The 22,727-nt window shown below is 40.9% G+C and carries 17 protein-coding genes and 1 tRNA gene; 14 read left to right on the forward strand and 4 right to left on the reverse strand.

The features are described 5' to 3' along the window. Nucleotides 1–3 precede the first annotated feature (3 nt). Genes ACOAOT_RS04900 through aroF form a run of 6 tightly spaced genes read left to right on the forward strand, consistent with a single transcriptional unit; the run spans nucleotide 4 to nucleotide 7,631 of the window. Nucleotides 4–1,101, forward strand: a complete 1,098-nt coding sequence (locus tag ACOAOT_RS04900) for a U32 family peptidase (protein ID WP_420215951.1) — start codon at nucleotides 4–6, stop codon at nucleotides 1,099–1,101. Continuing rightward, nucleotides 1,102–2,850: a B12-binding domain-containing radical SAM protein gene (locus ACOAOT_RS04905; protein ID WP_420215952.1), complete on the forward strand. Its 1,749-nt coding sequence runs from the start codon at nucleotides 1,102–1,104 to the stop codon at nucleotides 2,848–2,850. A 2-nt stretch (nucleotides 2,851–2,852) separates the two neighbouring features. Continuing rightward, complete coding sequence (locus tag ACOAOT_RS04910) at nucleotides 2,853–3,881, forward strand: methyltransferase (RefSeq protein WP_420215953.1); 1,029 nt, start codon at nucleotides 2,853–2,855, stop codon at nucleotides 3,879–3,881. A gap of 45 nt (nucleotides 3,882–3,926) precedes the next feature. After that, nucleotides 3,927–5,267 carry an MATE family efflux transporter gene (locus tag ACOAOT_RS04915; RefSeq protein ID WP_420215954.1) on the forward strand — a complete coding sequence of 447 codons (1,341 nt, stop codon included), beginning with the start codon at nucleotides 3,927–3,929 and terminating at the stop codon, nucleotides 5,265–5,267. Nucleotides 5,268–5,283: 16 nt separating this feature from the next. Beyond that, nucleotides 5,284–6,771, forward strand: a complete 1,488-nt coding sequence (locus ACOAOT_RS04920) for an acyl-CoA carboxylase subunit beta (RefSeq protein WP_420215955.1) — start codon at nucleotides 5,284–5,286, stop codon at nucleotides 6,769–6,771. Between the two features lie 29 nt (nucleotides 6,772–6,800). After that, nucleotides 6,801–7,631 (forward strand): 3-deoxy-7-phosphoheptulonate synthase, encoded by an 831-nt coding sequence (aroF, locus tag ACOAOT_RS04925; protein WP_420215956.1) that lies wholly within the window; start codon nucleotides 6,801–6,803, stop codon nucleotides 7,629–7,631. 84 nt (nucleotides 7,632–7,715) lie between these two features. On the opposite strand, the gene ACOAOT_RS04930 is transcribed toward aroF, so the two are convergent. After that, a tRNA-Trp gene (locus ACOAOT_RS04930) sits at nucleotides 7,716–7,786 on the reverse strand. Nucleotides 7,787–8,202: 416 nt separating this feature from the next. Here ACOAOT_RS04930 and ACOAOT_RS04935 point away from each other — a divergent pair. The 3 genes from ACOAOT_RS04935 (at nucleotide 8,203) to ACOAOT_RS04945 (ending at nucleotide 11,437) form a co-directional block, all read left to right on the forward strand. Further along, nucleotides 8,203–8,445 carry an HPr family phosphocarrier protein gene (locus ACOAOT_RS04935; protein ID WP_104436834.1) on the forward strand — a complete coding sequence of 81 codons (243 nt, stop codon included), beginning with the start codon at nucleotides 8,203–8,205 and terminating at the stop codon, nucleotides 8,443–8,445. 102 nt (nucleotides 8,446–8,547) lie between these two features. Then, a complete protein-coding gene (locus ACOAOT_RS04940) occupies nucleotides 8,548–10,944 on the forward strand; it encodes an ATP-dependent DNA helicase (protein ID WP_420215957.1) in 2,397 nt (798 codons plus the stop codon). After that, nucleotides 10,928–11,437 (forward strand): GNAT family N-acetyltransferase, encoded by a 510-nt coding sequence (locus tag ACOAOT_RS04945; RefSeq protein WP_420215958.1) that lies wholly within the window; start codon nucleotides 10,928–10,930, stop codon nucleotides 11,435–11,437. Before ACOAOT_RS04940 ends, ACOAOT_RS04945 begins: the two co-directional genes overlap by 17 nt. Nucleotides 11,438–11,487: 50 nt before the next feature. On the opposite strand, the gene ACOAOT_RS04950 is transcribed toward ACOAOT_RS04945, so the two are convergent. Next, nucleotides 11,488–12,363 (reverse strand): LysR family transcriptional regulator, encoded by an 876-nt coding sequence (locus ACOAOT_RS04950; protein WP_420216657.1) that lies wholly within the window; start codon nucleotides 12,361–12,363, stop codon nucleotides 11,488–11,490. Between the two features lie 137 nt (nucleotides 12,364–12,500). Here ACOAOT_RS04950 and ACOAOT_RS04955 point away from each other — a divergent pair, with 137 nt between their 5' ends. Beyond that, entirely contained in the window at nucleotides 12,501–13,100 is a 600-nt protein-coding gene (locus tag ACOAOT_RS04955) for a sigma-70 domain-containing protein (RefSeq protein ID WP_420215959.1), read from the forward strand. A 15-nt stretch (nucleotides 13,101–13,115) separates the two neighbouring features. Beyond that, nucleotides 13,116–13,733 carry a histidine phosphatase family protein gene (locus tag ACOAOT_RS04960; RefSeq protein ID WP_420215960.1) on the forward strand — a complete coding sequence of 206 codons (618 nt, stop codon included), beginning with the start codon at nucleotides 13,116–13,118 and terminating at the stop codon, nucleotides 13,731–13,733. 48 nt (nucleotides 13,734–13,781) lie between these two features. Here the strand turns inward: ACOAOT_RS04960 and ACOAOT_RS04965 are convergent, their stop codons facing one another. Further along, on the reverse strand, nucleotides 13,782–14,099 hold the full coding sequence (locus ACOAOT_RS04965; protein WP_420215961.1) for a hypothetical protein: 318 nt from the start codon (nucleotides 14,097–14,099) through the stop codon (nucleotides 13,782–13,784). Nucleotides 14,100–14,374: 275 nt separating this feature from the next. Here ACOAOT_RS04965 and ACOAOT_RS04970 point away from each other — a divergent pair, with 275 nt between their 5' ends. Beyond that, nucleotides 14,375–15,619: a 6-phosphofructokinase gene (locus tag ACOAOT_RS04970; protein ID WP_420215962.1), complete on the forward strand. Its 1,245-nt coding sequence runs from the start codon at nucleotides 14,375–14,377 to the stop codon at nucleotides 15,617–15,619. A gap of 176 nt (nucleotides 15,620–15,795) precedes the next feature. Next, complete coding sequence (locus ACOAOT_RS04975) at nucleotides 15,796–19,545, forward strand: phosphoribosylformylglycinamidine synthase (RefSeq protein ID WP_420215963.1); 3,750 nt, start codon at nucleotides 15,796–15,798, stop codon at nucleotides 19,543–19,545. A 61-nt stretch (nucleotides 19,546–19,606) separates the two neighbouring features. On the opposite strand, the gene ACOAOT_RS04980 is transcribed toward ACOAOT_RS04975, so the two are convergent. Next, on the reverse strand, nucleotides 19,607–20,416 hold the full coding sequence (locus tag ACOAOT_RS04980; protein WP_420215964.1) for an AraC family transcriptional regulator: 810 nt from the start codon (nucleotides 20,414–20,416) through the stop codon (nucleotides 19,607–19,609). Between the two features lie 299 nt (nucleotides 20,417–20,715). Here ACOAOT_RS04980 and ACOAOT_RS04985 point away from each other — a divergent pair, with 299 nt between their 5' ends. Beyond that, entirely contained in the window at nucleotides 20,716–22,677 is a 1,962-nt protein-coding gene (locus ACOAOT_RS04985) for a glycoside hydrolase family 20 zincin-like fold domain-containing protein (protein ID WP_420215965.1), read from the forward strand. Nucleotides 22,678–22,727: the final 50 nt, after the last annotated feature.

Raw genomic sequence — 22,727 nt, forward strand, 5'->3', positions numbered from 1 at the left:
AATATGAAATATTATAGTCTTCCAGCTGATTTTAAAACAGAAACCATCGACAAATACGCTGATTTAAATAAAAGATATAAAGAATCCAGAGTACAGGAAACCTATGGGAATATCACATTAGGAAATATATATGGATCCGGCAGATCCGCCGATACGCTACCCCAGCTGAATCAAGACAGACTGAGGCATTATGTCAAATATTCCATGGATCACGGGATTAAATTTGATTATACATTAAATGCCCCTTCACTTAAAAACATGGAAATAACCAGCGGTGGCCTCTTAAAAATCAAAGAATTTCTTAAAATACTCTGTGATATTGGAATAGACTCCATGACAGTCAGCCTGCCGTCATTAATTGAAATAATAAAAACATTAAATCCGGAAATAAAGGTAAAAGTGTCAGCTATTTCATCGGTCAATACACCCAATAAAGCATTGGCTTATAAAAAAATGGGTGCAGACAGAATTGTTGCAGAAGAAGCAGTAAACAGAGATTTTAAAACATTGAAAAATATTGTTGAAAGCTTTGGAGATAAAGTAGAAGTAATTACCAATGTGGTATGTTATAAAAACTGTATCTATCGGCCGTTTCATTATAACAGCTATATTTTTGATTCTGTGGAATATGGATCTAGTTACAAATATTATATAACCAGATGCAGCCAGAGAATGTTGAATGATCCAAGTATCTTTCTTAAAAACAGCTGGATAAGACCAGAAGATATCTGTGAATATGAAAAAATAGGAATTCATCATTTTAAGATTCAGGGGCGTGATGTGATACAGACTGCTAATCCTGCAAAAGCTGTAGAATACTATTTTAAGGAGGATTTTGACGGAAACTTATGGGAGCTGATCATGCTTTTTGACAAAAACTTTATTCCTTCAGTTTTCATTGATAATAAGAAACTGGGTGGTTTTATCCGGCCATTTATTGAGATTGATAATTTTTGTAAAAATATGTGTGACCAGTGTAAATACTGCGATAGTTTTGTAACGAAAGCAATGGATTTAAGCCATGCCAGTAAATTTAGGGATTATGTTAATTCAGCCAGATATGATAAATTCAGTGAGGATTTAGCAAAGGAGAAGGATTAGATGAAAACATTATTGATTTTTCCTCCCATGGTAGATGCTGTGCATCCTCCTTTGGGAATTGCAACAATAGCGGGGTATTTAAAACAATTGGGAAATAAGGATGTGGAAAATTTAGACTTAAATGTGGAAGCCCATTATTATTTTCTAAACAGTCAATATTTTACTGAAAAATATACAATCATAAAATCCAGGTATGATATACTGAAAGGGAAAGAGGATTTGGATGAGGAAGAGAGAAAGGAACTGGCTGTCTTATCAGATGCTGTTTCCAATGGGGATGTTTTAATAAATAACATAGATTCTAACGTTGAATTGCTAAAAAAAAGCTCTACTTATCAAGACCTTGACGGGTATTATAAGCTGACGGATTTTTTCAGGCAGGCTCAGAATTATGTTTCGGCATCCGTTTATCCCACCTCCTGGAGTATCGAGCATCAGTTTACTTTTAAATATTCTATCTTTCAAACGAAAGAAGTTTTAAAGGCTGTCTATGATAAAAAACAGAATCCTTTTATTGAATATTACCAATATAAGATGCCGGAGATCTTAGAGAAAAAAGCAGGCCTAATCGGTATTTCGATCTGTTATTTTGAACAGCTGATTCCTGCGCTCACTTTGATCTCATTATTGAAAAAAAACAATAAAGATATCAAAATTGCGGTTGGCGGGACCTATTTTACGCTATACATAAACAATTTGCAGGTTTTTAATCCATTTAGTGAATTAATAGATCTGATTATTCCTGGCGAGGGGGAGAAGCCTTTCCTACAATTAATTGAAGCTCTGGAACATAATGCAGAAGTTCAAAAAATTCCAGGTACTGTAACCTTTCAAAATGGGAAAGCACAGGATATGGAATTAAATGACTCCCAGTCAGCTTTTGGTTCCTGTCTGCCGGATTTTTCAGACTTTCCATTGGATCTGTACTTATCGCCCTGTAAAATTCTTCCATACAAAACCAATCTGGGCTGTTTCTGGGCAAAGTGTGTGTTCTGCAGTTCGGTATTAATAACCAATTGCCAGTATAAAGAAAAAAATGCTGACAGAATATTGGCGGATTTGAAGATGTTAAATTCTTTATATGATGTCCAGGATTTTTATTTTGTAGATGAGGCTATCGCACCGTCTGTTGCCAGACGCTTAGCAAGGGAAATATCAGGTCAGAAACTGCCGTTCCACTGGTTTGGCGATACCCGGCTGGAAAAGATGTATACTCTTGATGTTCTTAGGGATATGAAAGAGGGGGGCTGTCTGATGCTGAGTTTTGGATTTGAATCAATTGTAATTAGAGTTTTAGATAAGATGAAAAAGAATACAAATCCGGATATTATACCGGAAATTATTCAAAACTGCAGGAAATCCGGTATAAAAACTTTTTTAATGTTCTTTTTGGGATTTCCAACCGAAACGAAAGAAGAGGCAATGGAAACAATTAAGTTCATTGAGGAACACTATCGTGAGATCCACTATATTGCATATGACCGATTCACACTGATCAAAAACACGCCTATTTTTAATAATACTTCTGAATATGGGGTGATGGTTAATTGGGAAGATAATAAAGAGGAAGAGGATTTGGGTGTATGGTATGATTACTCCTGCAATTCAGGATTATATGGTGAAGAGCTGGTACAGCTTGTAAAAGAAACAAAAAAGAGGCCTATTATAAAATTACTGACTAAAAATGTTTTTTCAAGAAGCCATTTGCCATATTTACCTGTTTCAGATGAAACAATATTGGAGGTATGATGATGGAAATAGGAAGTGGATTGCGGAAAGTGATTGATACTGGTTTTGCTTTTCAGCAGGCAAAAGTATTATTAGCAGCTTTGAAATTTGACCTGTTTACCATATTAGGAAATGACGGTATGACAGGAGAACAGATAAGAAAGAAACTTGATATACACCCCCGTGGACTATGGGATTTCCTGGATTGCCTGCTTTGTATGGGCTTTCTGATCCGTGATGGGGTTGGGGCTGATGCTGTTTACAGCAATTCGGATGAAGCAAAGCGGTATTTAAACAGAGACAGTCCTTATTATGCAGGAGGAATACTTGAACTAGCCAACTCCAGACTATACGAAGTATGGGGGAATTTAGAAGAGGCTTTAAAAAATGGAAGACTGCACAATGAGACCCTGGCTAAGGGTAAAACATATTATGATACCATTTATTCAGATTTAAAACTTACGGAAGAATTCGCCAATGCCATGGCAGGGGCATCTGGTGAGAACTATAGACTGTTATCTGAAAAGTTTGATTTTTCAAATTATAATACGTTAAGTGATATAGGCGGTTCTACTGCATTGTTTTCAATTTATGTTTGTAAAAAACACCCCAATATAAGCTGCACTAATTTTGATTTGCCGGCCATGGAATCCATTGCTTTCAATAATGTGAAAAAATTTGGTCTGGAAAATCAAATAAAGGTAGCTTCGGGCGACTTTTTCAAAGATTCTCTGCCCAAAGCAGAAATTATCAGTATGGGAATGATACTGCATAATTGGAACTTAGAGAAAAAGAAGTACTTAATTCAGGCTGCATACAATGCAATGCCAGATCATGGTGTTTTTATTGTCACAGAGATGATGATTGATGATGAGCGAAGAGAATGCTGCGCAGGATTTCTGCAATCGTTAAATATGCTGTTAGAATTTGGCGAAGCATTTGATTTTACAGTTCACGAACTGAAAGACTGGTGTGCAGAAGCCGGATTTAAACGGTTTGACATCATTCATCTGGACGGACCATTTTCGGCAGTACTTGCATATAAAAAATAGAGTTTAATTAAAATACAGATATTGAAAAGTTGGAGGAAAATCAAGGTGGAAAACGATTTAGATGTAACATCAGGTAGTATTATAAAGATATTTATCAGATATGCCATACCTACAATACTTGGAATGGTGGCAATTTCATCAGCATCCATCGTAGATGGTATATTTGTAGGACGCTTTATTGGTTCTAACGCATTGGCTGTTATTAATTTAATTGTTCCATATGTATCTTTGCTATTAGGTGTTATAACTATGCTGGGATCTGGGGGTTGCGTTCTTTGCGGCAAACTTATGGGTGAGAAAAAAACTGAAGATGCTTCCAGAACATTTTCAAAATTTATTCAGATCATGTTACTGTTGATACTGATCCCCTGGGTAATCGTTTTAATATTCCCGTATCATATTGCTTATCTGCTTGGTGCGGATAGCAGTGTTGCTGAAAATACTGTTACATATTTAATAAATTATACTTATTTTTTACCATTTCAGCTTATGGGAATCGGTCTCAGCTTTTTTTCAAGAGTCAATGGCAGACCCGGCTTAACTTCCTTTGCATTGCTGTTAAGTGCAGTAATGAATGTGTTTCTTGATTTTATATTTGTGGTTTTATTAGGTCTTGGAATAAGAGGCGCTGCATTTGCTACTGGTTTATCACAATCCATGACATTTTTTATTCTATTACCTACATTTTTTAATAAAAACAGTGCTCTTAAGCTGGTAAAACCTATAAGATTCACAAAGGATATTTTGTTCTCAATTTTTAATGGTATTTCAGAATTTCTAAATGAAACTTCAAGTGGAATTGTGGCATTTGTATTCAATCATGTTCTAATGAGCCAGTCCGGCGTGGATGGGGTAGCGGCCTTTACGACGATTAACTTTTTTTTGTATAGTGGATGCCTTGTCAGTTATGGTGTAGTAGCTTCCATGAATGGTCCCATTAGTATTAACTTTGGTGCCAAAAATTCAAAAAGAGTAAATGGATTCCTAAAAGTTTCTATTTTGTTTAATCTGATAATGGGAGCGTTAATTGCTGCTGCATTATATTTCTTTGATGATTTATGGGTCAGTATTTTTTTAAAGAACAAAGCGGCTCATATCAGTGAGCTTGCAGTTACCTATATTGGGATGTTATGGCCTGCTTTCTTAGTCAGTGGATTGAACATAGTTATTACGGGGTATTTTACAAGTACCTTAAAACCAGGATTATCATTTATCTTCTCTGCGCTACGGTCATTATTATTACCCATACTGTTCATTTTGATATTGAATTCTATATTTATGGATGAGAAAGTGTTCCTGTCGATTCCCATTGCAGAGCTACTGACATTATTGATATGTTTGCTTTACATTTTTATTAAAACCAGGACAAAGGAAAGACAGGTCTAAAGGAAGATGTGGTAGAATGGCTTATAATATTTTGAAGCAGCATGCAAGATTTAAGCTGCATGCCATAGAACGGTTAAATCTGCTGCTGGATAAAGGAAGTTTTTGTGAGATAGGAAAAGAAGTAGCAGAACTTGGGGGAACATATAGTAATTCAGAGCTTCCCTATGATGGTGTGATTACAGGTTATGGCTATATAAAGAAACAATTAGTCTTTGTTTATGCCCAGGATTTTACCATCTGCGGGGGTACGGTTGGGTTGAAGCATGCGGAAAAAATAGTAAAAATAATTGAACTGGCAATAGAAAACAAAGCTCCGGTTATCGGCATTAATGATTCAGGGGGTGCGAGAATACAAGAAGGGGTGAATGCTTTAGCCGGCTATGGAAAAATATTTTATAGTAATACATTAGCCTCCGGGTATATACCGCAAATTTCTATTATATCTGGACCTTGCGCAGGAGGTGCAGTGTATTCGCCGGGAATTACTGACTTTATTTTTATTACCAGAAAGATAGGTACAATGTATGTAACAGGACCTAAAGTACTTGAGCATGTGACCGGAATGAAATGCTCCGCTGAGAATCTGGGGGGTGCAGACGTACATTCCAGGTCAGGGGTGGCGCATTTTATACATGATTCTGAGAAGGAGAGCTTTGAGTCTGTTCGCAGTCTGATCTCTCTGCTTCCGGCGAATTGTGAAGATCATCAGTCTATGAATACCAAATACATACCTAAAAAAAGCCGGATTAAGAATATTTCTCAGATAGTTCCTGATGATTCAAAAAAAGCTTATGATATGCACAACATTATAGATATGATCATTGATGAACAAAGTTTCATGGAAGTGCATCAATATTTTGCAGCGAATATAATTGTTGGATTTGCCCGGCTTTCAGATATAACGATTGGAATTGTTGCAAATAACCCGGCATCTGCAGCCGGTGTATTGGATTGTGATGCCAGTGATAAAGCTGCACGTTTTATCAGGTTCTGTGATTGCTTTCATATACCCATTGTTACATTGGTTGATGCTCCTGGGTTTATGCCTAGTGTTAAGGAAGAAGAAAAGGGTATTATAAGACATGGTGCGAAGATGCTGTTTGCATATTCTGAGGCAACTGCAGTAAAGGTGACCATTATTATACGAAAGGCATATGGAGGGGCATATATTGCAATGGGAAGCAGACATCTAAAAGCAGACATGGTTTACTGCTGGCCGAATGCTGAAGTGGCAGTGATGGGGGAAGAGTGTGCAGTTGAAATATTATTTCATAAGCAGATCGCAGAAATAACAGGAAAAGAAAAGGAAGATTATATAAAAAATAGATGTGAAGAGTACAGATTTAAGTATATTAACCCTAGAGCGGCATTAAAAGAAGGTTATATTGATGGAGTGATTGAACCAGATGATACCAGGAGTATTATATTCAATACACTAATTGCCTTTCGTAATAAAAGCTTACTGCGATGTCTCCCTAAAAAACACAATAATATTCCTTTATAACACAATAATACTTTATATGGAGGAACGGCATGAAAGATGTAAAATGCATGCTAAAAGAGAATTGCAGTACTCCGGAGGCATATAAAATTAAAAAACTGGAAGTTGGAAGGGACTTCATTATTATTGGGGGACCATGCAGTATTGAATCAGAAGAGCAAATAATAAGAATTGGACTTCTGATAAAAGAATTTGGTGGAAATGTAATCAGAGGAGGGGCATTTAAACCCCGTACATCCCCTTATTCATTTCAGGGCCTTGGACTGGAGGGCTTAAAGTACTTAAAGGAGGCAGGAGATATTACAGGTTTACCTGTAATATCTGAAGTTCTGGATGTCCGGGATTTGGAAGAAGCAATTAAATATGTCGATATTATACAGGTCGGGGCTCGTAATTCACAGTGTTATAGTCTACTGCAAGAATTGGGTAAAACAGATATTCCGGTAATATTGAAAAATGGTATCAATACCACAATACACGAATGGCTGTGCAGTGCAGAATATATTTTAAATGGCGGTAACAGAAAAGTGATTTTGTGTGAAAGGGGAATCCGTACTACAGAGAACTATACCAGAAATACACTGGACTTAAGCGCAGTAGCCGCAATAAAAACCTTATCTTATCTGCCTGTGATTGTAGACCCGTCACATGGAACGGGGAAACGGGAATTAATTGAAAAAATGTGTCTTAGCAGCATAATGGCTGGAGGAGATGGAATTATGATAGAAGTCCATGATGCACCTGATACGGCACTAAGTGACGGTGATCAGGCTTTATTGCCCCGTGAATTTAAAAGTGTAGTTGAAAAAGCAACAAGACTGAATGGATTATATAAGGATATGTATGCATCACAGAGTAAATAAGTGTATACTAAAAAAACAGGAGCGCTGCTTATGAAGTGAAATCATAAAGATCTCAAATCATTTGCAGCACTCCCTTAAAATTAGCAGGGGAAGAGGGGCTCGAACCCCCATTTACGGTTTTGGAGACCGTTGCTCTACCATTGAACTATTCCCCTATATGGTTAAAATGTTTGCTCACCCGAGCACTTTGAAAGTATAGCATAGAACATTTTAAATTGCAACAGTTTTTTGAAAAAAATAAAAAATTTATTCTACTGTTCATAAATAATTGTTTGTGGTAAAATGAATTTATAAATGCGCATATATGCCAGGCGGTATGTTTGGCGATTTTGATAAAAATTTATCATAAAAATAGTGAAATTGAATTATGAAAAAAGGGCTATGCAAAGAAAACTCCTTCTAAATAATTTGTCTTAGTAAAAAAATGCTTAATTCTCATAGGCCTTTTTTGTGGGAATTACAAATAATGCACAAAAACATGCAATATAATCTTATATGAAACAGAATTTGACAAATGACGTCAAACATGTTATAAGTACTTCATAGCTTTTATAGAAAAGGGAGTCTGCTCATGAAACAGTTTAAGATTATATTGCCAACAGTTGCTGAGGCCAAAATGTTTGTTGCTGCTGCTTCCAGGTGTAATTTCGACATAGACGTATTTTACAATCGAGTGATTATTGACGCAAAGTCTATATTAGGTGTTTTAAGCTTGGATTTATCCCAGATTCTTACTGTCCAGTTAAACGGAGCAGATGCAGAATTTGAAAAATACTTAAAAAAATTAGCTCCGGAAAACAGCTCAGCAGCATAAACGATAAAGCAACGTGAAAGAGGGAATTGCAGCCATATGGTATGCAGTTCCCTTTTTTTATCGGTGGACGGGGGAGATCAATTGTAAGAAGGAGGAACCGGAATGGAGCAGGAAGAAAAAAAGATCTTAAGCATATCCGTCAGGAATCTGGTGGAATTTGTGCTGCGTTCCGGAGATCTGGATAACCGCCATAATTTTGCTGCGGAGAAGAATGCCATGCAGGAAGGCGGCCGGATTCACAGAAAGATTCAGCGCCGAATGGGAGCGGATTATAAAGCCGAGGTAACGTTAAAACATGTGGTAGAGGAAGATCAGTTTCAGATTCTGGTGGAAGGAAGAGCGGATGGGATCATTGATAAACCGGACGAGCTGATCATAGATGAAATCAAAGGAATCTATATGGATTTGTCTTATCTGGAGGAGCCCTTTCCCGTTCATCTGGCTCAGGTCATGTGTTACGGATACTTTTACTGCTTTGATAAGCAGAGGGATGGGGCAGTCATGCAGGTGACCTACTGCAATATAGAGACAGAAGAGATCCGCCGTTTCCAGACCGAGAAGTCCTTTGAGGAGTTGGAGGCCTGGTTTTTGGGACTGATCCATGAATATGTGAAATGGGCCAGGTATTTATATATTCATGGAATCAGAAGAGATGAGTCAATCCGGGAACTGGAGTTTCCATATCCCTACCGCCAGGGGCAGCGGGAATTGGCGGTATCGGTATTTCGCAGTATTCAAAGAAAACGGAATTTATTCATTCAGGCTCCCACCGGAATCGGGAAGACTCTTTCCACGGTTTTTCCGGCTGTAAAGTCCATTGGAGAGGGGCTGGGGGATAAGCTCTTTTATTTAACAGCAAAAACCATTACAAGGGGAGTTGCGGAAGAATCCTTTGATATTCTTAGGAAAAAAGGCCTTTATTTCAGTACAGTCACCATTACAGCCAAGGAAAAACTCTGTTTTCTGGATAAGCCGGACTGCAATCCCGATGCCTGCCCCTATGCCAAGGGACATTTTGACCGGGTAGGTGATTGTGTCTATGATATCATTCACAACGAGTTTGGAATTACCAGAGATGTAATATTGCGGTATGCTACAGAATTTCGTGTCTGCCCTTTTGAATTGTGTCTGGATATCAGTAACTGGGTGGATGGGGTAATCTGTGATTATAATTATGTTTTTGACCCTGATGTGCGGTTGAAACGATATTTCTCAGAAGGGATTACAGGAGAGTATATATTTTTGGTGGATGAGGCCCATAACCTGGTCCCAAGAGCCAGGGAAATGTACAGTGCAGCCGTCTGGAAAGAGGACTTTCTTCTTATTAAAAAGATAATAAAGCCCATGAACGAAAAAATAGGCCGTTTGCTAGACCGGTGCAACAAAGAACTCCTGGAAATGAAACGCCAGTGTGAGGGTTATCGCATTTTGGAAGACGTCCGTTTCTTTATTACCAGTGTCATGAGTTTATTTGGGGAAATGGAACTGTTTATGGAGAAAAATTCCGAATTTGGAGACAGGGATCTGGTACTTGATTTCTTCTTTGATTTGAGGAAGCTTCTTAATATTTATGACCGGCTTGATGAGAATTACAGGATTTATACAGAACTCATGTCCGACGGGCGTTTTATGCTAAGGTTTTTCTGCGTAAACCCGTCTAAGAATCTCCAGGAGTGTCTGAAAAAAGGAAACAGTACCGTATTTTTTTCAGCAACCCTTCTTCCGGTTTCCTATTATAAGGAACTGCTAAGCGGAGATCAGGAGGAATATGCTGTTTATGCCCATTCACCCTTTGATCAGGATAAGCGTCTTTTGATGGTAGGAACAGATGTGAGCAGCCGTTACACAAGAAGAAACAAGAGCGAATACCGAAAGGTGGCAGATTACATCAGTAAGATCGTATCTGCGAGAAAAGGAAATTATATGGTTTTTCTTCCATCTTATCAGTATTTAAAAGAAATAGAAACTATTTTGCCGGAACGGATCTGTGATGGGGACTCTGTTACCTGTTATGCACAGGCATCTCATATGAACGAGCAGGAAAGAGAGTCATTCTTAATGGAATTTTCCAGAGAGCGGGATGATTCCTTTGTCGGCCTGTGTGTGATGGGAGGTGTCTTCTCTGAAGGAATTGATTTAAAGGAGGAGAGACTGATTGGTGTGATCATCGTGGGGACCGGACTACCTATGGTCTGTACGGAACAGGAGATTTTGAAAAATTATTTTGAAGAAAAGTCGTCGAAAGGTTTTGATTATGCTTATCAGTATCCTGGCATGAACAAGGTCATGCAGGCTGCCGGAAGAGTAATCCGTACAGCCAGGGATGAGGGGATCATTGCTCTTTTAGACGAACGTTTTACCCGGCCTGAATATCAGGCGTTGTTTCCCCGGGAATGGGACAGCTTTTATGAAGTGAAATTAAAGAATGCAAAAGAGGTTGCCAGTCAGTTCTGGGACAGCCGGTTAGTGGAGGAGAAAGAGGATGAAAAACACACTTAGATTAAGACCGTATAAAAAAGAGGATGGAACGTATCTGATAAACTGGCTCACAGACCGCCGTATGCTTGGAATGTGGTGCAGAGATCATTTTTCATTTCCACTGTCAGCTGATCAGCTGGAGCGGTATTACAAGGAACTGGAAAAGGATTCCCGTTCCTTTGCTTTTACCGCGTTAAATGAAAAGGGAATTCCGGTGGGGAGTTTCCGCATGTCCAGAGTGGATTATGAAAAGAAGAGTGTTCACCTTGGTTTCATCGTCATTGACCAGAGTCTGCGTGGGCAGGGACTGGGAGGACAGATGGTTTCTCTTGCAAAGGGTTATGCCAAAGAATTTCTGGGAATGGAGCGAATCACCCTAAATGTATTTGACTGCAATCCGGGAGCAAAACGATGCTATGAGAATGTAGGATTTTACGAAGAGCAGTTTAAAAAAGAAGATTTTGCCTTTGAAGAGGAAAAATGGGGAATCTACCTGATGGTTTATGATAAATAAAATGAAAATAAAAAGCTGCCGTAAGGATCAGCCGGCAGCTGTGTTTTGTATCAGAGCATGTCCATAAATTGTCTGGAAGCCTGAGAAACGGGTATATTTTCATTATAGGCAACAACCATCTGGCGTGTAGGCAGTTTTTCTGTCAGCCTTACCTGAAATAAGTCCCTGTCATTATTAGGAATGCAGAAATCAGGAACAAAAGCGATTCCAAGTCCGATCCGAGCCAGATCAATTAAAAGATCGTTGCTGCTTAATTCAATTTCAGGAACTAAATCCAGCTGTTCCTTCTGGAACATATGGTGGAGAAATTCACTTGTGGTGCTTTTCCGGTCCAGCATAAGAATGGGAAAGGTCTGAAGTTTCTGAAGATTGACCGTCTCCCCTTTTAATGGAAAGTATTCCTGATTTGCCACAAATACATCTGAAAATTCATTGATCACCCGGAATTTCTGGGAACTGAGAAGTCCGGAGTTGGGATAATTGGTGATGATGAAATCTACCTGACCATTGGCCAGCAGATGAGCGCATTCAATGGATGTCTGGTTGGTAACCTTAATGTGCACATTGGGGTAAGCTTTGTGGAATCTGTTTAAATAGGGAACCAGAAAGTAACGGCAGATGGTATCACTGGCTCCGATGCGCAGCTGGCCTCCGTTTAAGGTATTGGCTTCCAATAGCTGATTTTCTCCCTTTTGGATCAGATTAATGGCAGGTTCGATGTGCTTTAAAAGAATCTCTCCTTCGGGAGTGAGCTGAACCTTCTTGGTGCTTCTGATAAAGAGTGTCTGGTTTAATTTCTTCTCCAGTACCTTGACTGACTGGCTGACTGCAGACTGGGAAATAAAGAGCTGTTTGGAGGCTTCAGAAAAGCTAAGTGTAGCGGCAACATGATAAAAAACCTTGTACAGTTCATAATTAATATCCATCATTAGCCCTCCTTATAAATATAAGGATATTCTATCACAATATTGAATGATTTGTAAAGGAAATTGACAAATTAATTGGACTGCGGTATAGTAACGGGCACAGGATTCAAGTGATGATAAATAAAGGAGTGAAAAAAATGCATGATAATTTTTACCAGATGTATTTAGACGAGATGGGAGAGATCACTCCCTGTACCGGAGAAGAACAGTTAAAGCTGATTTCAGATTTAAGAGAAGGAAATCAGGAAGCGAAAAAGAGACTGATAGAAGGAAATTTAAGAACCGCTCTGGAGTATGCCAAGGAATATGACGGAAAAGGCGTGCTGTTATCAGATCTTGTTCAGGAAGCCAATATGGCACTTTTAATGGCAGTGGAAGAATATGCAAAGGCAGGCGGAGAGAACGGATTTGACAGCTATGTGGCCGAAAAGATAAAGAAGGCTCTGGAACTGGCTGTAGAAGAAGAAGTGTCTGCAGATCAGACTGGAGAGGAACTGGCGGCCAGAGTCAATGTACTTCAGCAAATCGCCCAGACTCTTGCAGCAGAGCTTGGACGTGAAGCAACGGTAGAGGAGCTGGCGGACAAGATGAAGATGAGCGTGGATGAGATTCGGGGAATTATGAAGATGGCAATGGATGCAGTGAGTCTGAATGCGGAAAATGCAGATTTAGAGGCATTGGCAGAGATGAGTGAGATGGAAATTACCGACTCAGAAGACTACGACTACGAAGTTTAATATACCAGGAGAATAATGATGAGGATATATCTGATACGCCATGGGCAGACAGATTGGAATATACAGGGGAAGATTCAGGGAAGCCATGACATCCCTCTCAATGAAACAGGACTGATGCAGGCAGAGTTACTGGCAGTGGGTATGGAATCCAGACCGGTTAAAAAAATATTTTCCAGTACGCTGAAACGTGCCATGGCAACGGCAGAGGCTCTTGCTGGCAAACAGGAAGCAGAAATCATCCCCATGCCCCGGCTTGTGGAAGTGGAGTTTGGTGTATGGGAAGGCCTGACATGGAAAGAGATTGAGGAAAGCTATCCAGACGAATACAGACACTGGGTCATGGATCCTTCTCACGCGGCACCCCCCGGAGGAGAAAGCCAGAAAGAAATCTACGGGCGATGTAAGTCAGCAATCAGCGAGATCATCAGACAAACCGGTGGAAGAGAGGATATTGCAGTGGTTTCCCATGGGGCCACTCTTGCCTGTCTGGTTTCTGTCATGCTGGGGCCGGATGAAGAGGATGAGAGCATTATAGTGGAAAATGCCAGCATCACCACCGTTCATTACAGTCCTCTCACTGAAATTTTTACTGTGCTGGAAAAGAATGATATTTCTCATTTAATGTCATCATAGAATCTGCCTATAAAAAAAGGGGAAGCCTTTTAAAGCTTTCCCTGATCTTTAATCAAACAATGTTTCAACCAGAATTTTCATCATGGAAGGGGTAGTGCGGATAAAAAGCTTGTCATGTCCGCTGCAACGGATCGATGTCTTAAGCATTTCCTCTTTCGCTGCGGCGGTATCAAAGATACCAACCATATTGGCGCAGGATTCTACAATAGAATTAAGCTGTCCAGCCTTCTGGATAAAGGTATCAATGTGGCTTTCCCTAAGCTGTAAGCAAACTTCCAGATTAGGACTCTGTCCATCGGTCTGATACTGAGTGCTTTCAAATAAGTATTTCTGAGATAAATCTTTTAACTGCTGATCAAGTTCCATTCAATTAACGCTCCTTCGTAAAAAAATCCTTTACTACTATATTGTAAAAACTGTTTTTTTTCAAGCGGTATTATGAAAAATGACAATAATTGTCGAAATATGTCGTTTTGTAATTCTGCGAAAAGATATGGAAGATTTTGTTCCTGTTGTAAGACAATGAAAAATTGTGAATCATTTATCTTAGGTTGATTTAATCATGCCTCTATATTATGATATGATTATGAGAAAAATGTAAGTACTTACAAAAAAGAGCATCAGGGAGGAATCTGTTAATAATGAAGGAAATCAGGGGTAATGTAATTGTCGGTCAGTCGGGAGGACCCACCGCAGTGATTAATTCCAGCCTTGTGGGAGTCTACAAAACGGCCAGGGACAGAGGGGCGAAGATTGTATATGGAATGCTTCATGGAATCCAGGGATTGCTTGAAGACCGGGTAGTGGACTTGTCTGAACATATAAAAAGTGATCTTGATATTGAATTGTTAAAGCGGACGCCATCCTCTTATCTTGGTTCCTGTAGATTTAAACTGCCGGAGATCCATGAAGACCAGGAGATTTACAAAAAGATATTTCGCAATCTTGATGACATGGAGATTGAATATTTCTTCTACATAGGTGGGAATGATTCCATGGATACCATTAAGAAGCTGTCCGATTACGCTATTTTAAATGGCAGCCGGATCCGTTTTATGGGAGTTCCAAAAACCATTGACAATGATCTGGCAGCCACCGATCATACGCCTGGATATGGAAGCGCCGCGAAGTATATCGGTTCCATTACAAAGGAAGTAATCCGGGATGGCCTGGTATATGACCAGCAGAATGTGACCCTGATTGAAATAATGGGGCGGAATGCAGGATGGCTTACCGGTGCAGCGGCACTGGCTAAGTGCGAGGACTGTGAGGGACCGGATATGATTTTCCTTCCAGAGATACCTTTTGATATCGAAGATTTTATGAAGAAGATAGCAGAACTTCACAAACAGAAAAAATCAGTGGTAGTTGCCATTTCCGAAGGAATCCGGGTGGAATCCGGCAGATATGTCTGTGAACTGACAGATAACGTGGATTATGTAGATGCGTTTGGACACCGGCAGCTTACCGGAACAGCCAGATATCTTGCAAGCCGTATTGCAAGGGATACCGGCTGTAAGACCAGAGCCATTGAATTCAGTTCCCTGCAGCGATGTGCTTCCCATATGGTATCCAGAGTGGATATTACAGAGGCCTATCAGGTAGGCGGAGCAGCTGTGAAAGCGGCGTTTGAAGGTGAGACAGGTAAAATGGTAATTTTAAAACGGATCTCAGATGATCCTTATATCTGTGTGACTGATATTTACGATGTCCATAAGGTTGCAAACATTGAGAAAAAGGTTCCAAGAGAGTGGATCAATGAAGCAGGTGATTATGTGACAGAAGAATTTTTAAACTATCTCCGGCCTTTGATTCAGGCAGAACTGACTCCTATTATGACTGATGGCCTGCCAAGGCATCTGTATTGCAAAAATAATAAGAAGTGATAATGAAACGGTGCCGAAACCAGATGGTTAGGGCACCGTTTTATTAATAAAAGTGATCAATGACATAAGATATATTAATTTCTCTAATTGATATGTTTTATGGTATGATATTTGTACGATAATAACAGGGAAGTCTGACCTGATAGATCATAAGGATTCTTTACAAGGAGGAAATTATGAGTGTAAGAAGAGTATACGTTGAGAAAAAAGCAGCTTATGCCGTAAAAGCAGGAGAACTGAAAGAGGAAATCGCAAATTATCTGGGAATCGGCACAGTAACGGATGTGCGGGTTCTGATTCGGTATGATGTGGAAAATATTTCGGAGGAGACCTATAAACTGGCTCTCACTACCGTTTTTTCAGAACCTGCGCTTGACCTGGTTTTTGAAGAGGAAGTTCCGGTTAAAGAAGGAGATACCGTTTTTACGGTAGAATATCTTCCCGGACAGTTTGACCAGAGAGCGGATTCTGCAGAGCAGTGTGTAAAAATTCTCAAAGAAGATGAGGAGCCGGTAATTAAATCGGCTGTTACTTATGTCATTTCCGGCGCTCTTACTAACGCTCAGACTGAGGAAGTGAAATCCTTTTGTATTAATCCAGTGGATTCCAGGCAGGCAGAAGAGACAAAACCAAAGACGCTGGTTACTGTATTTGACATACCAGAGGATGTCATTGTTTTTGACGGATTTAAAAGTCTGGAAGAGTCAAAGCTGAAGGAATTATATCAATCGTTGAACCTTGCCATGACATTTCAGGATTTCCTCCACATTCAGAATTATTACAGGGATGAAGAGCACAGAGATCCAACCATGACGGAAATCCGGGTACTTGATACTTACTGGTCCGATCATTGCCGCCATACCACGTTCCAGACCGAGTTAAAGGACGTGGAATTTACGGACGGGGACTATAGAAAGCCCATGGAAGAGACCTACCAGCGCTATCTTTCTGACCGGGAGGAAGTTTTAAAGGGAAAGAGCGGAAAGTTTGTCTGTCTCATGGATCTGGCTTTGATGGCTATGAAAAAGCTGCGTCTGGAAGGAAAGCTTGAGGATCTGGAAGTATCGGATGAAATCAATGCATGCAGCATTGTAGTTCCGGTGGAGATTGACGGTAAAGAAGAAGAGTGGCTGGTAAACTTCAAAAATGAGACTCACAACCATCCCACCGAAATCGAGCCTTTCGGAGGAGCGGCAACCTGTCTTGGCGGTGCCATCAGGGATCCCCTTTCCGGACGTACCTACGTATATCAGGCCATGCGCGTAACCGGCGCTGCTGATCCCACAAGATCCTTAAAGGAAACATTAAAGGGAAAGCTGCCCCAGAGAAAGATCGTGACAGGAGCAGCCAGAGGATACAGCTCTTATGGAAATCAGATCGGTCTTGCAACCGGTTATGTAAAGGAAATTTATCACCCCAATTATGTGGCAAAGAGAATGGAAATCGGAGCGGTTATGGGCGCAGCTCCCAGAAAAAATGTGATCCGGGAAACTTCCGATCCGGGAGATATTATTATCCTGCTTGGCGGAAGAACAGGACGTGACGGCTGCGGAGGTGCGACCGGTTCCTCCAAGGTTCATACAGAGGATTCCATTGAAACCTGCGGTGCAGAAGTTCAGAAGGGAAATGCTCCCACAGAAAGAAAGATCCAGAGATTATTCCGCAGGGCAGAAGTCAGCCGCATCATTAAAAAGTGCAACGATTTTGGTGCAGGTGGTGTTTCAGTTGCAATCGGAGAGCTGGCAGAGGGACTTAAAATCGATCTGGACAAGGTTCCTAAAAAGTATGCCGGACTTGACGGCACAGAAATCGCTATTTCTGAGTCCCAGGAGCGTATGGCAGTGGTGATTGATCCAAAAGAAGTGGATCAGTTCCTTTCCTATGCAGCTGAGGAGAACTTAGAGGCGGTAGCAGTTGCGGTTGTAACCGAGGAACCAAGGCTGGTAATGAGCTGGAGAGGGAAAACTATTGTTGATATCAGCCGTGGATTTCTAGATACCAACGGAGCTCATCAGGAAGCGTCGGTTGTCGTGGAAGTTCCGTCAAAGGAAGGCAGTGCATTTGGTAAGAAGGAAGTGGAAGATGTAAAGAGTACCTGGCTTAACCTGCTTTCCGGTTTAAATGTATGTTCCCAGAAGGGACTGGTGGAGATGTTTGACGGTTCCATTGGTGCAGGAAGTGTCTTTATGCCTTATGGAGGAAGATACCAGCTGACTGAGACACAGTCCATGGTAGCCAAACTTCCTGTGGAACAGGGAACCACCGATACGGTTACCATGATGAGCTATGGCTTTGACCCCTATTTATCCAGCTGGAGTCCTTATCACGGTGCAATCTATGCAGTTTTGTCATCAGTAGCAAAAATTGCGGCAGCAGGCGGTGATTACAAAAAGATCCGTTTCACCTTCCAGGAATATTTCCGCCGCATGTCAGAAGATCCTGCACGCTGGAGTCAGCCATTTGCAGCTCTTTTAGGCGCTTACCATGCTCAGATGGGCTTTGGTTTGCCGTCTATTGGTGGAAAGGACAGTATGTCAGGTACATTCCAGGATGTGGATGTTCCTCCAACTCTTGTTTCCTTTGCAGTGGATATTGCCAGTCATAAGCACATTATTACGCCTGAACTGAAACAGCCGGGAAGCAGTCTTGTCCTGATTGAAATTCAAAAGGATGAATATGATCTTCCGGTATATGAGCAGGTGATGGACCTTTACGGAAAATTATTTGAAGATATTAAGGCTAAACGGGTAATTTCAGCCTATGCAGTGGAAAGCAATGGTATCTGCGAAGCAGTGAGCAAGATGGCATTTGGAAACAAGCTTGGTGTTAAGCTGGAAGAGACTGTGAAGCCAGAACAGCTTTTTGAGGCAGGCTGGGGAAATCTGGTCTGTGAAATTCCGGCTGATAAGTTGGCAGAGCTTTTAATTCCTCACACTGTAATCGGTACTGTAACGGATCAGGGAGTGTTTGAATATGGAACAGTTGCAATCTCCGTAGAGGAGGCAATTCACGCATGGACAAAGACTCTTGAGGATGTATTCCCTACCAATTCCGGTGCAAAAGAGGAAACGGCAGCTGAGAAATTATATGAGACATCAAATGTCTATGTCTGCAAGAACAAAGTTGCTAAGCCGACTGTATTTATTCCGGTATTTCCGGGAACCAACTGCGAATACGACAGCACAAAAGCCTTTGAAAAAGCCGGTGCCAATGTGGTTACCCGTGTATTTAGAAACTTAACTGCCAGTGACATCCGGGAATCGATTGAGTGTTACAAATCACAGATCAGTAAATCCCAGATCGTGATGTTTCCAGGTGGATTTTCCGCAGGTGATGAGCCCGACGGTTCTGCCAAATTCTTCGCAGCCGTGTTTAGAAATGAGGCAATCAAAGAGGAAATTACCAAGCTTATGGAAGAAAGAGACGGACTGATGTTAGGTATCTGTAATGGTTTCCAGGCACTGATTAAGCTGGGGCTGGTACCGGAAGGCGCTGTTACAAAACAGAGAGAGGATTCCCCCACTCTTGCCATGAATACCATCGGACGCCATATTTCCAAGATGGTTTATACAAAAGTGGTTTCCAACAAATCTCCATGGCTTTCCGGCGCACAATTAGGCGGCGTTTACTGCAATCCCGCTTCTCATGGTGAGGGACGGTTTGTTGCCAATGAGGAATGGCTGGAGAAGCTGATTCAAAACGGGCAGGTGGCAACTCAGTATGTAGATGCATCTGGCTGCCCAACCATGGTTGAGGACTGGAATCCAAACGGCTCTTATATGGCGATTGAAGGTATTACAAGTCCTGATGGAAGAATCCTTGGCAAAATGGCTCATTCCGAGCGTCGCGGTGACGGCGTTGCCATGAATATCTACGGGGAACAGGATATGTTAGTTTTTGAATCCGGAGTAAAATATTTTAAATAAATGAGACAGAAAAATCAGCCTGGTCTGCGAATTGAACCCGCAGTTCAGGCTGATTTTTTGTTTATTTTAATGGCTTCTTTTCTTCCAGGAAACAGGCAGAGGGTGGAATTCCCTTTTTCGCCTTAAACAGCTTACTGAAATAAAAAATATCAGAAAATCCGCATTGCAGAGCCACTTCCCCCACACTGTATTCCCCGCTTTTTAATAAGTTTTCCGCATAGTTCAATCGTATTGAAATAAGATACTGTTTAAAGGTCATTCCAGTAACTTTTTGAAAGAGATTCCCGTAGTATGCCGGGTGAAGATGATATCTTTTTGCCATCTCTTCTGTGGTTAAGTTCTCCCAGTAATGAGCACTCATATAGTGGATACTGCTTTTAATGCGCGGGTCATCCTGACTGGCGCTATTTTTGTTTAGCAGCTGGTCTAATATCAGGTGAAGGATCATGCACAGAATGGCTCTTACCTTTAGCATATAACCGAAATTCTGCTGCAGCCATTCACTGTGCATCTCATTATAAAGAGCGATCAGCTGTGGATTGCTTCCGATGTGGCTGATAAATGGCAGAGGCAGCGAAACATACTCTCCTGTCTGGTTGCGGAGACGAAAGTTTGTGGCATAGCACTCAATCAGATCATCGGGGATACTGGTGGCTGCCCGGTAGCTGTTTTGAGGAATGCAGATTAAATCGCCTTTATTCACAATATAGGTCTGATCATTAATCGTATATTCGGCTTTCCCATCCATTACATAGGTGATATCAATAAAGGATGTAATACAGGGCTCAATCTTCCAGCCGGGAGTAGGTTTTCTGTGAATGTAGTAATGAAGTTCCGGTATCAGATTGTTAAAATCCAGTTCCTCGGTCATATGGAACGCTCCTTTTTCTATGGAAAAACCAAATTTAAAATAATTATTAAATTAATACAAGTAAATATTTTTAAAAAATTGTCGATTTATGCGCTTAATCGTATTATATGGCATTGATAATCACAATACAAGTCTATTTTATCAAAAAATAATCTTTAATAATTACAAAAATCTTAAATCATTCCATTCTATTATTTTGTGCAATTTGCTATGATACACCTATCGGACGAAGCTTTGTTTGTAATGTTTTACATGGTAAAAAATGATAATTGTCGGACTGAGTACAGGAAGGAATAGGGATGTTTGAAAAACGAGATTTATGCTGGTTGCTCAAGCCGGTAAGCAAAAAACAAATTGTAACCTGGTATATGGAAGACAGGGCCCCGTCAGTGACAGCCCGGACAATTGAACGGGAGATGCCCCTTCTGTTTGATGGAATTTCACGTTCACAAACGGGAGATGCCTCAATTATATTAAGCCTTGCAGAGGAAGCCGGCCTGGGAGATGAGGGTTATTCCATAGATAAAACAGAATCGGGATATGAGATCACAGGAAGCACACCAAAAAGTCTTCTCTACGGAATCTTTGGTCTGCATCGTCTGCTGGTGGGGAAGAATGGCAATTTCCCTTACATCAGTATTCCCGATCAGAATTACCGGATGATTAATCACTGGGATAATTTTGACGGAACCATAGAACGTGGGTATTCTGGAAACTCGATTTTTTTTGATCATAATAAGTTTCGCGGTGATATGGATCTGATCCGCCAATATGCCAGACTGCTGGCATCAGTAGGGATTAATGCAGTTTCCATCAACAACGTAAACGTCAGAAAATACGAACGCTCCTTCATCACAGGAGATTCCTTAAAGGAAATAAAAAAAATAGGAGATATCTTTACTGCATATGGAATCCGGATATTTCTTGCCATTGATTTTGCAGCACCTATCTCAGTAGGGAAGCTTTCTACAGCAGATCCCCTGAGCCCGGAGGTTGCGTCCTGGTGGAGACATACGGTAGAGGAACTATACAGCATAATCCCCGATTTTGGCGGATTTGTTGTAAAGGCAGATTCAGAGCATGAACCAGGTCCGTTTACATATGGAAGAAGTCATGGGGATGGAGCCAATATGCTGGCAAAAGCAATCCGGCCTTTTGGAGGAATTATCGTCTGGAGATGCTTTGTCTATGACTGCACCCAGGACTGGAGAGACCGAAGTTTAGACAGGGCACGGGCCGCTTACGATCTCTTTCATGAATTAGACGGCAGTTTTGATGAAAATGTTATTTTGCAGATTAAGAACGGTCCCATTGATTTCCAGATCAGGGAACCGGTATCTCCTTTGTTTGGCGCCCTGAAAGAGACCAATCAGATCCTGGAGTTTCAGATTACCCAGGAGTACACCGGTCACCAGAAAGATATCTGTTATCTGGTTCCTATGTGGAAGGAAGTCCTGGATTTTGACACCAGGCATGGAGCATCAAGTCTGGTTAAAAAAGCGGTCAGGGAGTATTCACCCAATCAAAAGCTTTCCGGGATCTGTGCTGTAGGAAATGTGGGAATGGACCGGAACTGGACCGGAAATAAGATGGCACAGGCCAACTGGTACGGATATGGACGGCTTGCATGGGACAATGATCTGACTTCAGAGGAAATAGCACAGGAGTGGCTTCATTTAAGCTTTGATTTAACGGAAGATGCATTAAAAAAAGCGTTGTCCATTCTCATTACCTCAAGAGATACATATGAGAATTATACCTGCCCACTGGCTGTGGGATTTATGTGTAAGCCGGGAATTCATTATGGATGTGATATCGATGGCTATGAATACGACTGCTGGGGGACTTACCACTATGCCGACAGAGACGGAGTGGGAAGAGACCGGACTGCAGCAACCGGAACTGGTTATACAAAGCAGTATTCGCCTCTTAAATTTCAAGAGTATGAAGATATTAATACATGTCCTGACCAGTTATTGCTGTTTTTTCATCATGTACCTTATACCCATGTGCTTCATTCAGGGAAAACGGTGATTCAGCATATCTACGATACCCATTTTGACGGTGTGGAGAAGGTAAAAGAATACCAGGCCAAGTGGGAGAGCATTCGGGATGTGCTTGATGAAGACAGTTATAAAAACGTAAGAGACCGCCTGAATCTTCAGCTTAAAAATGCAGTGGAGTGGCGGGATCAGGTCAATACTTACTTCTTCCGGAAATCCGGTATTGGGGATGAAGCAGGAAGAACGATCTACAATTAGCAGTTCTTAGTTTTTTCATATAAATTAATGATAAATGAGAAGGAGGAGTT

Origin of the sequence: Lacrimispora struthionigena (assembly GCF_048627165.1) — a bacterium.
Taxonomy (GTDB): domain Bacteria; phylum Bacillota; class Clostridia; order Lachnospirales; family Lachnospiraceae; genus Lacrimispora.

Excerpts from the sequence above, each read along its gene's own strand:
- ACOAOT_RS04900 (WP_420215951.1), top strand. The coding sequence starts at position 4 with ATGAAATATTATAGTCTTCCAGCTGATTTTAAAACAGAAACCATCGAC.
- ACOAOT_RS04905 (WP_420215952.1), top strand. The coding sequence starts at position 1,102 with ATGAAAACATTATTGATTTTTCCTCCCATGGTAGATGCTGTGCATCCT.
- ACOAOT_RS04910 (WP_420215953.1), top strand. The coding sequence starts at position 2,853 with ATGGAAATAGGAAGTGGATTGCGGAAAGTGATTGATACTGGTTTTGCT.
- ACOAOT_RS04920 (WP_420215955.1), top strand. The coding sequence starts at position 5,284 with ATGGCTTATAATATTTTGAAGCAGCATGCAAGATTTAAGCTGCATGCC.
- aroF (WP_420215956.1), top strand. The coding sequence starts at position 6,801 with ATGAAAGATGTAAAATGCATGCTAAAAGAGAATTGCAGTACTCCGGAG.
- ACOAOT_RS04935 (WP_104436834.1), top strand. The coding sequence starts at position 8,203 with ATGAAACAGTTTAAGATTATATTGCCAACAGTTGCTGAGGCCAAAATG.
- ACOAOT_RS04940 (WP_420215957.1), top strand. The coding sequence starts at position 8,548 with ATGGAGCAGGAAGAAAAAAAGATCTTAAGCATATCCGTCAGGAATCTG.
- ACOAOT_RS04945 (WP_420215958.1), top strand. The coding sequence starts at position 10,928 with ATGAAAAACACACTTAGATTAAGACCGTATAAAAAAGAGGATGGAACG.
- ACOAOT_RS04950 (WP_420216657.1), bottom strand. The coding sequence starts at position 12,363 with ATGGATATTAATTATGAACTGTACAAGGTTTTTTATCATGTTGCCGCT.
- ACOAOT_RS04955 (WP_420215959.1), top strand. The coding sequence starts at position 12,501 with ATGCATGATAATTTTTACCAGATGTATTTAGACGAGATGGGAGAGATC.
- ACOAOT_RS04960 (WP_420215960.1), top strand. The coding sequence starts at position 13,116 with ATGATGAGGATATATCTGATACGCCATGGGCAGACAGATTGGAATATA.
- ACOAOT_RS04965 (WP_420215961.1), bottom strand. The coding sequence starts at position 14,099 with ATGGAACTTGATCAGCAGTTAAAAGATTTATCTCAGAAATACTTATTT.
- ACOAOT_RS04970 (WP_420215962.1), top strand. The coding sequence starts at position 14,375 with ATGAAGGAAATCAGGGGTAATGTAATTGTCGGTCAGTCGGGAGGACCC.
- ACOAOT_RS04975 (WP_420215963.1), top strand. The coding sequence starts at position 15,796 with ATGAGTGTAAGAAGAGTATACGTTGAGAAAAAAGCAGCTTATGCCGTA.
- ACOAOT_RS04980 (WP_420215964.1), bottom strand. The coding sequence starts at position 20,416 with ATGACCGAGGAACTGGATTTTAACAATCTGATACCGGAACTTCATTAC.
- ACOAOT_RS04985 (WP_420215965.1), top strand. The coding sequence starts at position 20,716 with ATGTTTGAAAAACGAGATTTATGCTGGTTGCTCAAGCCGGTAAGCAAA.